Source organism: Streptomyces panacea (assembly GCF_040560175.1).
Taxonomy (GTDB): Bacteria; Actinomycetota; Actinomycetes; order Streptomycetales; family Streptomycetaceae; genus Streptomyces; species Streptomyces panacea.
The window spans coordinates 1-8,849 of record NZ_JARJHW010000249.1; the positions used below are offsets into that span (position 1 = coordinate 1).

The 8,849-nt window shown below is 65.9% G+C and carries 6 protein-coding genes and 1 pseudogene; 2 read left to right on the top strand and 5 right to left on the bottom strand.

Annotation, left to right across the window (positions count from 1 at the left end; all coding sequences use genetic code 11):
* Positions 1-461: 461 nt before the first annotated feature.
* Together P3L51_RS33280 and P3L51_RS33285 are read right to left on the bottom strand one after the other, a co-directional pair.
* A complete protein-coding gene (locus P3L51_RS33280; RefSeq protein ID WP_354609080.1) occupies positions 462-689 on the bottom strand; it encodes a hypothetical protein in 228 nt (75 codons plus the stop codon).
* A gap of 253 nt (positions 690-942) precedes the next feature.
* Positions 943-2,421 (bottom strand): alpha/beta hydrolase, encoded by a 1,479-nt coding sequence (locus P3L51_RS33285; RefSeq protein WP_354609081.1) that lies wholly within the window; start codon positions 2,419-2,421, stop codon positions 943-945.
* Positions 2,422-3,968: 1,547 nt separating this feature from the next.
* Here P3L51_RS33285 and P3L51_RS33290 point away from each other — a divergent pair.
* Positions 3,969-4,628, top strand: a complete 660-nt coding sequence (locus P3L51_RS33290; RefSeq protein WP_354609082.1) for a TetR/AcrR family transcriptional regulator — start codon at positions 3,969-3,971, stop codon at positions 4,626-4,628.
* Positions 4,629-5,923: 1,295 nt separating this feature from the next.
* On the opposite strand, the gene P3L51_RS33295 is transcribed toward P3L51_RS33290, so the two are convergent.
* From P3L51_RS33295 to P3L51_RS33305, 3 genes are all read right to left on the bottom strand, one after another.
* Positions 5,924-6,412, bottom strand: coding sequence for an acyl-CoA thioesterase (locus P3L51_RS33295; RefSeq protein WP_354609083.1), 489 nt, complete (start codon positions 6,410-6,412; stop codon positions 5,924-5,926).
* A gap of 189 nt (positions 6,413-6,601) precedes the next feature.
* On the bottom strand, positions 6,602-7,444 hold the full coding sequence (locus P3L51_RS33300) for an AAA family ATPase (protein ID WP_354609084.1): 843 nt from the start codon (positions 7,442-7,444) through the stop codon (positions 6,602-6,604).
* Entirely contained in the window at positions 7,441-8,220 is a 780-nt protein-coding gene (locus P3L51_RS33305; protein WP_354609085.1) for a GltA, read from the bottom strand. The genes P3L51_RS33300 and P3L51_RS33305 overlap by 4 nt, the downstream gene beginning before the upstream one ends.
* 347 nt (positions 8,221-8,567) lie before the next feature.
* Between P3L51_RS33305 and P3L51_RS33310 the strand changes: the two are divergent.
* Positions 8,568-8,712, top strand: a pseudogene (locus tag P3L51_RS33310) (IS3 family transposase); the annotation flags it as partial.
* Positions 8,713-8,849 lie beyond the last annotated feature (137 nt).

Sequence of the window (8,849 nt, forward strand, 5' to 3'; positions counted from 1 at the left end):
CTTGGGGGGCCATTTCCACACCTTGACTAGACAAAGAATGCCCTACAGCTCTAGGTCAAACTTACTCACGACGTTGGATGATCCAGATGTGGTGTCCACGGCATCACGCTCACTTACCGATGAACGCTTCTCGCATGCATTCCCTCTGATCCAGTCGGGGATTCCTGGGCGGAATTCGCCCTCTCCGAGGCGGGGGACGGAGACAACTCCGCCCCCCTGGCTCTCGCTATCCCCTCGGAGCAGCCGGTGGTCAGCGTCGACGTCGGCACAGCGCAGGAGAGGAACCGGACCATATTGCCCGGTCGGTCTGCAACGGAGGCAGGATGGCCCCGGTTGTTTCGCACGCTCGGAAGCATGACAGGGGTTTTGTCAGGAGAGTGTCAGCACTTCCCCGCACGGGCCCCTTAAGTTAACTGCGAGAATTTTCATGGAATTGAACCATATGCGGCGCCCGGAGATCGTCAGCGAGTGTGCCGCAGGCCAATCAGGGCTCGCCATCCCAGGAGAGCGGCCATGGCGAAGGCCGCGGCAAACTGAGCGATACCGGCCGCCCCGCCGTCGGCGCCGCCCGTGGCGATTGCCCAGATCAGGAAAGCCACTATGAGAAGAGAAATGGTGAGCATCACCCAAGCACGGATGCGGTTCTTCGGAACAGGGCCGCCAGCGAATCGCTGCGGGTTGTTGTTCATGGTTCTGCACCTCCTCGTATCGGTGCCGCGCGTTGCGGTAAAACAGGTAATGAGTTGTTCGGTTGAGCCAGGCTGAGTTCGGCTTTGTTTCGCTTGCGACTGACTTGCCCATTCTGGGGGCCGACACCTGAAAGTGATTTCGGCCCCCTGAATTAGTGCCGACCGTCTCCGCCGGCCGTTCGGAATACCCGTCCCCGCTCTCCGGGGTTGAAAGCGATTCACATCGGACTACGGAGAACGCCCGCGTCCCCTGTCAGTTCGCCTTGCAGGTGGTGTCCTTGGCTGGGCGGTTGCCCGTGACGAGGAAGTTGGTGACGATGTCGTTGGCGCACGTGTTGTCGAGGAACATGTACGCCAGATGTCCGCCCTGCTCGGCTGTCACCATCCGGGCCCGGTCGCCCAGGGCCGCGCGCATCTCGCGGGCGCTGTTGAGCGGGGTCGCGTTGTCGCGGAGGTTCTGGAGCATGAGGATGTTCGAGGGGCCTTGGTCGGTGATCTCCACCGGCGGCTCGGACGGCTCGGACGGCCAGAACGCGCACGGCGTGATGTTCGCCCCGGCCGCGCCGAACATGGGAAAGCGCTTCCCGTCCTCTTCGACGTTCCGCGCGTACTGGGTGACATCCTCGGGCCAGTTGGAGTCATTGCAGATCACGTGCATCTGACTGGCCAGGTAGTTGTCCACCGGGGCCTTGGGGGACACAGCCGCCGGTGCGCCTTCCGCGCCGGCTTCCGGCTTGGGCACCGGCTTTCCGGTATCGAGTGCCTTCCAGATCTCGGCGAGTTCCGGCAGCTTGCGGTCGTAATAGAAGCGGTCGAACGTCAACTGGCGGAAGACCTGGCCGTTGTAACCCTCCGGGCTCGGCTTCGCGTCCAGCCTCTTGGCGATGTCAAAGTACTTCGCCTCCACCTCTTCCGGTGTTTTCCCCAGGCCGTACTTCTTGTCCTGCGCGGCGGCGAACTGTGCGAAGTCGGGGAATCGGTCCTGGACGCCCTGTCCGAAGTTCCGTACGAACGAGGCGTCCCAGCCGCCGGGACCGGTCACGCTGTCGATGAAGACGCGGTCACTGCGCTTGGGGAACATCGTGGTGTAGACGGAGCCGAGATAAGTGCCGTATGAGATTCCGAAGTAGGAGATCTTTGACTCGCCGATGGCTTCGCGAACGCGGTCCATATCGCGCGCCGTGTTCGCCGTGGTGATGTGCGGCAAGATGTCGGCGGTCTTGGAGTTCGCGCACTTCTTCGCGACAGCTTCGACGCGCTTGGCCTCGGCAGCGACATCCGCCTCGTTGCGTGCGTAGGTGGGGATGTTGCTCGCATGGTCCGTCGCCTTGAGACCACAGGTCACCGGAGTGCTGTGCCCCACACCGCGTGGGTCGATCCCGATGATGTCGTAGCTGTCGAGGACGCTTTCGGGAAGGCCCATTTTGCGCAGGGTGGCGGGCATCGTGAGTGTTTCCCCGCCAGGACCACCGCTGTTGGTCACCAGCACGCCGCGGCGCTTGTCGGGTTCCTTGCTCGCCAGACGGGAGACGGCGATCTCTATCATCTTGCCTTCCGGGTCCTCGTAGTCGAGGGGAACATCGAGTGTGGTGCACTCGACTCCGGCCGCGGCGACGCCTTTGGGGCACTTCTTCCAGCTGAGCGGTTCTGCGTCCGCGTCGTCCGGTGAGCACCCCGATGACAGGGGCGCCAGCAGAGCGACAGCGAGTGCTGTTATGACAGGTTTCTTCATGGGGGGAGATCTCTCTGGTGTGGGGTGAGTGCGAGTCAGTTCGTGGTGCGGCGGTGCTCGGACCGGTCCTCGGTCCTCGGTCGTCTACCAGGTCCGCGACGACGACCTCATGACCGGCCCGTTCGTCGCTCGGTCCGTCTTCGACGCCCTTCCCGCGGGCGTCCCGAAGGACATGTTCTGGATTCCCAGCGGCACCACCCGCCACTGGGACGGACGGCTGCTTTTCCGGAAAGTACCGGGCCCGCGTCCTAAGGGCTGTCCCGTAATCCCTGGTACATCAGCGCGGGGCGTCAGATGCGGTGCATCGCAAGACGGAGGGGCGTCCTCATACTGGGCGCATTCGGGCATTCGGGCATTCGGGCATTCCGGCAACGCGGCAAGGTGCCGTAGCTGCCGTCGTGCGCCCGCCAGGGATTACGGGACAGCCCTTAGGCTGGTCGGCCCGGTACTCGGGGGCGTGGCCGAGCCGCCGTTTCGCAGGCTGCTCGGCCAACCACTTTGGGCGTCCGACGCGTTGAGTCGAAATGACTCACCGCGTCAATTTGTCATCATATTCTTACCTGCGGCCAGAAGGGCGTCTGCCCGATCCGTTGTGTGAAGCCCCGTTGCTGCTGCTGCTAAAGCCGTTGTTGCCACCATTCGGCCGCGGCGAATTTCCCAATCCTTGGCCATTTCCATTTCCTGCTGCCGGAGGTGGGCCCATTTCCCGCAGCACGTTTTGCGCCATCTGGCTGAGGAGACCGCTGTTTGCGGCCATGGCGGGACTTGGCGCCTGGGATCTGCAGCCTGATAGCCCGGAACGGGCTGCTGGTGAGCGGCCGCCTGGCCGACCGTCAACGTGCCTGGCAGCGTTACCGGGGGCCCTGAGGTCCGGGTGCAGTTGAAGGGAGCAGCGGCACCCCGCGCCATCGCCTCAGGGCGGGGAAACGGAGTCGGATAGGCTGGCAGGTTGTTGCTGGCACGCCGCTGAATATTACCCCGGTCCATGTCCGCGTGTGTTTGGGTCAACGCCCTTCGACTGGCCTCTATTTGGGCGTTGAGCCGCTCTTCCTCTTCTAGTGTCATCGTGTGAAACTCCAACCGCCCAGAGAGCCTTTATCTGCTATACCCCTGCTCTTCCCAGAGGAGGGACCAACGGCCGGACACGCCCGAATGCGAGGGAACGAAGCTGACAACGCCTCCACCCGCCTGTCTCCGCGCGTCCGTAGTACCTCCAACGAAACAAAAGGGGTGATGGTTCACTCCAACCGTGCCCACCTTGGTTCTTACGGATCACGAACGCCGGTTACCGGCGGGCTGAGGGGGAGCGAGAAGCGCTGGCATCACGGGTTTCTTCACGGGGGAGTCTCTCTGGCGTGGGGTGAGTGCGGTCGGTTCGCGGTGCGGCGGTGCCCGACCGGTCCTCGGCCCTCTGTCGTCAAGCAGTCAAGGCGGTCCGCCCAGTGCCCCCACCCTCTCGCCGCAGAGCCACTGAAACGTCGGCCACCCCCCGGCTGCCCCCATCTGGAGTCACACTCCAGCCAATTGGAGTTTGACTCCAACCGGGGTTGCGGCCCTCCGTCGCCTGGCTCACGAGCGGTAACGTTGTTCACATCGGACGGCCCTCACAGCAGCGACGAGCAAGGCTCGCGGCGAACACCCACGAAGCGATCGCGGACGCGGCAGGGCGCCTGTTCGCCGAGCGGGGCTACTTCGCGACGACTGTTCAGGACATCGCCGAGCTGGCGGACGTGTCCCCGGCGACGGTCTACGCGGTCGCCGGCGGCAAGCAGGGAATGATCACATCACTCGCCAGAAGATGGGCCGAGTGTTCCGTCCTGAAGGACAGCCTGGACCGACTGCCGACGTTCACGAACCCTTTCGAGGTGGTGAGCTACCTCGCGAAGGCCAGCCGCGAGGTGCGCGAGCTGCACGGCGACACCATGCGCACCCTCCTGGCGACGGCCCCGAGCAACAAGCAGATCGCGCACGAACTACAGGAGTCCACCGAGCGCTACCGCGGCACCCTGAACAAGGTCGCCGCGCATCTCGATGGCCTCGGCGTCCGTGGCGGTAGTCGGCTCATCAGCGACGTGCTGTGGTTCTTCTTCGGTTACAGCGGGTACTTCACCCTGGTCGACGACAACGGCTGGGACTACGGCCGCGCCGAGGAATGGCTTCTCGCACAGAGCACCCAGATTCTCGGAATCGAGCAATCACAACCGTGACGCAGGATCTCGCGCGGTGGGCCCTTCCTCGGCTCGGCGTCGACAAGAACGCGAAGCTCCTGGCAGGCGGAGCGATCTTGGTCGAGAGCCCCATCTACCAGGAGCTTTGCCGTTGCGCAGGACTGACCAACTCCCGGTCAGCGTCGCTGGCTTGGAAAAGGCTCAATGAACCGTTGGCGGGGTTGTCTCGTTGTGGGGATATGGACAACAGTAGAGCAACGAAACCTTACGGTACGGGCGGCAACAAGATGACGGCAGAGGAGCAGCGGGCCGCCTGGGCTCGCAGCGTACAGCCGGATTTGCAGCAAAATGTGTACGGTGGCGGTCAGCTGCCGCCAACGCCGGATTACGCTCGCCAGCCCTCGTCGTACGGCCAGCCCGCGGCATACGGCCAGCCCTCGTCGTACGGCCAGCCCGCGGCATACGGCCAGCCCTCGTCGTACGGCCAGCCCGCGGCATACGGTCAGCCCTCGTCGTACGGCCAGCCTGGTACGGCGCCGCAGCAGTCGCGCGTAGCAGCCGAGCCGTATAGCGCAGTGCCCATGGATGTCTCGACGCCTTTCGGCCCGCCCCAACCGGCCCGACCCCAGGGACCAACTCCGGCTCCTGGCACGGAGCCGACAGGTACCGCCCAGTACCTGCGTACGAGCGAGCAGATCGTGCATAACAGAGAAACTCCGAGCCGCGCGGCGACGCTACGCGGCTATATGGAGCTGTCAGTCCGCACCGGCAACACGCAGAAGAAGAAGGGTCCCGGGCACTGACAGTCAGGGCCGACTGTGTGAGTCCGCCGGGTTGAGTCAGTCGGCACAAGTAGGCGTCCGCTTCGGCGGGCGCCTACGTCGCAGTTGGCGGTGGCCACCTTCTCTGGTTGTGGCCAGAACGACACCCCTCACCTCCCCCATGCGTCGGAACGGGCACGACGGTCACGAGTCCCGCTCGGTGGTCACATGAGGCCGGCGGACTCTTTCGCCGTCCTCGGTTGCTGGCCGACTTGGTGTGTTGCCGGAATGTCCATCATGGCAAGCAGGGGATCAAGAAGCCTCGCCGCCCTCACCGTTCGTTCGCGCCGGATTCAATGCTGAGGTCCTGTGGCTGCGCCGGCGGGGTGACCTCGGTTCGGTCAGATCGCCACGGACTTCGAACTGACCGGGACCGCGGTGCGGGTTGGGGTGAGACTGTGTTCGTTCCTGCCCGAACTGTTCGCTCGCGCAGACGAGTTCCGGACAGGGGCCGCCGCGCAGCAGTTCACGCAGGCCGTCGGGCAAGGTGCGCTCGCTCCGCGGCCTCGCCAGTCAGGACGCGGCCGCCGACTGGTCCGCTCCGTCGTCGGTGAGCTGCGTGGCGATCTTCCTCAGCGCTTCACTGAGCGGTTTCGGTGTCAGTGTTGCGGAGTCGAGGTTGACCTGGACACGGCTGCCTTCGGCATGCAGGGAGGAGTGCTCAGGGGACAGGATCCGATACCCGTACGTATAGCTGGAGTTGCCGACGCGGTCGACCCAGAACCGCACCGCGTACCGGCCCGGCTCGACGATGGGCTGGTGATAGGTGATGGTCTGTGAGCGCACGACCTGTACGGAGTCGGCGAACGCGGAGCGTGCGGGATCGTAGTGCCAGCCCTGACTCAGCCAGAAGGCGGTGACGGCACGCTCCAGCATCAGCAGATAGCGCGAGTTGTGCAGCATTCCGGTGGGGTCGAGATCCTCGAAGTGAACCTCTACGAGCTGCGTCGTTCCGGTGGACAGGCGGTCCACCGGCTCACTGTGGTTCGGGACTGATGCCATGAGGTTGTGCTCCTTACTCCTTGTCAGAGGCTCAACGGCCCCCGGCCCTCGCCGGTTCAATCCTTCGGACATACGGCGAGGAGTGACGGCCCGCCTGTGCATCGGTGAGGTCTCTCCTGCCGTTCCCGCCCGACCGACGGTCTCGGTGACGGATCTGCCACCAGCGGGGCGGGCAGCCAGGACCCCCGGTCAAGGCGTCTGCCTCTTGTGGGTGTCGTGGCCCGCGGTCAGAAGCGGAGGCGAGGTGTCGTCAGGGGGTGCGGGGAAATCGGCGACGGCAAGGTCGACCTGCTCTTCGCAGCCTTCCCGCGCGCACTCGCAGGAGAAGGGCAGCACGACATCCGACGCGTCCCCGAGCGCCCGCGCCCACGACCGGGTGAAAAAGGTCTGGTACTGAACAACGCTGGCACGGTTGGCGTAGCGGAGAAGCTGCCGCCGTTCCGACTGGCCCGTCGCGACCGGCCCATGGGCGAGCACGTCGGCGAAGTGTCCTTCGACCTCCCTGACGACGTGCTCCAGACCGCGCGAACCGTCGACCACCACGACCCTCCCGCCGCCTTGCCTTACCTCTGCCGCGATCACCTCGCCCAGGTGCTGGTAGAGCCCTCGTACGCCGGGGTGCAGGTCACGCTCGTCGAGCCGGTCACGCTGCAACTCCGGGGTCGGCAAGAGCCACAGAGCCGGTCCGCTGCCGACCACCTCCGGCGTGATCGGTGTGCCCTCGGCGATCGTCAACGGTGCGGCCGGCAATGCCCACAGGTTGTCCCGGACCATGGGGCCGCGCACGTGGTGCAAGGACATCGCGAGCCGGTCCTCCATGGGCGCCGACCAGCGGTCCGGGCCCGACATCTCCTCGTACCGGATCGCGGCTGGATGACCCATGGCAATCGCCCGGTCGCGGTGCTCCCAGGTGTGAGCGTCGGCGTTGTACCAGCGCAGTCCGTGTCGCCGGGCGATCAACCGGGCGATCGTGGTCTTGCCCACGCCCGGCGGGCCGCCCAGCCACAGCACGGAATCGGGGCTGTTCGTCACCTGCCGCTCCTGGAAGTGCCGGGCGAGGCCGTCGGCTGCCAGCGCCAGCCGGAAGCGTGCAGCGTCTCCGCACGATCGATGACGACCTCCTGGCGCAGTCTCGCCTCCTCCTCGTCGTGGTAGGCCGCGGTGGCGGTGTGCTGCCCGGGGTGCTTGCGGTAGAGCTCGCCCGGCTCGGGTTGCATCCACCCGCGGCTGACCGCCTCGCAGAACAGGAGGAGGGCGGCATCCTCGAAGGCCGGGATCGCGGGCCAGCCGCCCACGAGACGTACAAGGTCGGTACGGGCGGTCAGCGTGGTCCCCATCACCGGCAGTTCACCGCACCTGGCACCGTCCAGGAGCGCCCGCTCCGGCAGTGGTCCCGAGCCCGGGTCGTACGGCCCCTGCTCCAGACGGCCGTCAGGGTGGAGATCCAGGCACGGGGCAACCGTCCAGCCGTAAGCCGGATTGGCCTCCAGCACCTCGATGTCGCGGGCGAGGGACATCTGATCGGGCAGCAGATCGTCACCATCGACGCAGCGCAGCAACGTTCCGGTAGCACGCGCCAGCCCCAGCGTGCGGGCCTGGGCGGCGCCACCCCAGCGGCCGGCACCCTTGGTGATCCACGGTGCGTCCGGAACGGCTTCCAGCGGCCTGCCCGTCCGCCCGTCCTCTTGCACCACCCACTCAAGCCGCCAGCCGGCGGGCAGCTTCTGCCCACGCAGGCACTCGTGCAGTTCGCGTATATAGACGTACCCGCCCTCGTGCACGGGTGTCAGAACAGTGATCGTCGGCATAGGGGTCACAACGCGGACAAGGGGTGACTGGTTCAGCGGACAGCGGGATACCGAAACGAGACGGCCGCCGACACGTCATCCGCGAATCCGCCCACCGCACGCGAGGTGTTCGGCTGGTGGCACGCTCAGCGCCGGACCGAGGCGGACCCCACGACCGGGGGCTACGACTGGCGGGTGCGAGGCCTCGGCTACCGGCGGTGGCGGGGACATCTCTCGGGTTCACCGAGGGCCCCTGCGCAGGTCGGGTTGATCTTGTGGAGTGGCTGGTCGGCTGAGGCGTGGCTGGGGCGCCGTCAGCTGCCACCGGCTGGGGAAGCCGCACATGAAGGCGCCTTATCGCCCTCCCCTACGGAATCCTGCGGGTCACGGCCGAGCTGAAGGCCGCCGGGATCGACGGCAACCACAGGCGCGTCGAGTGGGTGATGCGCCGCTTCGGCATCCAGGGCGTCCACCTGCGCAAGGAGGTCCGCACCACCATCCCGGTACCGGCCATCGCCCCATGTGCCCCGTCCGTGGCCCCGCGCACTCCCGATCGGGATCCTCACGCCTATGTGCGCGACATCGAACCCTCCGGCGACTTACCGGACGCCCCTGCCGGAACAGAACACTCTCTTACTTGTTCCACCTCC

Bases quoted from the DNA above. Each gene is read 5' to 3' on its own strand.
- P3L51_RS33280 (WP_354609080.1), bottom strand. From the start codon at position 689: ATGAACAACAACCCGCAGCGATTCGCTGGCGGCCCTGTTCCGAAGAAC.
- P3L51_RS33285 (WP_354609081.1), bottom strand. From the start codon at position 2,421: ATGAAGAAACCTGTCATAACAGCACTCGCTGTCGCTCTGCTGGCGCCC.
- P3L51_RS33305 (WP_354609085.1), bottom strand. From the start codon at position 8,220: ATGCCGACGATCACTGTTCTGACACCCGTGCACGAGGGCGGGTACGTC.
- P3L51_RS33295 (WP_354609083.1), bottom strand. From the start codon at position 6,412: ATGGCATCAGTCCCGAACCACAGTGAGCCGGTGGACCGCCTGTCCACC.